Source organism: Turicimonas sp. TL08 (assembly GCF_054660695.1).
The window spans coordinates 1-544 of record NZ_BAAGDP010000066.1; the positions used below are offsets into that span (position 1 = coordinate 1).

The window sequence follows — 544 nt, forward strand, 5'->3', positions numbered from 1 at the left end:
CGGCTCTACGAAAGTCCCGTTCGAAAAAGTAACAAACTTCTTAACGCCCATGTCAATTCCGATTTCGGAATTAATCATCCGCTTAGGCTCTATTTCAAATTCAGTCTGAATGGAAACGAACCACTTTTGACCTTGTCGGGATACCGTAATGTTCTTTGGTTTGCCAATGATGCTTCTGCTCTTTCTGTAGCTGACTGTCCCGATTTTCGGCAAATAGATCCTTTGTTTATCCTCATCTATTTTGAATCCCTGCGGGAATCGGAATGAATCGTGCTGAAATTTCTTTTTGAACCTTGGAAAATTCGCTCTTTTGGCAAAAAAATTCTTGTATCCCTTCTCTAAATCTTTCAATGCTTGTTGGAGGACTTGAGAGTGACAGTCTTTCAGAAAAGAGCGCTTTTTCTTCCACAGAACAATACGGTTGGCACACTCTACATAGTTGAACCGATGTGCTTTATCTTTGCCGTAAAGTGACTTTTCTGTGGCTAAAGTTCTGTTATAGACATAGCGACAGGAACCCGCAAATTGGCTCATCAAACGAGCT

At 41.2% G+C, this 544-nt stretch carries 1 protein-coding gene; it reads right to left on the bottom strand.

All coding sequences use genetic code 11. The features are described 5' to 3' along the window. On the bottom strand, positions 1–534 hold a 534-nt coding region (locus tag ACYQ4O_RS12955; protein WP_460175871.1), incomplete at its 3' end, for an RNA-guided endonuclease InsQ/TnpB family protein. Between the last annotated feature and the right edge of the window lie 10 nt (positions 535–544).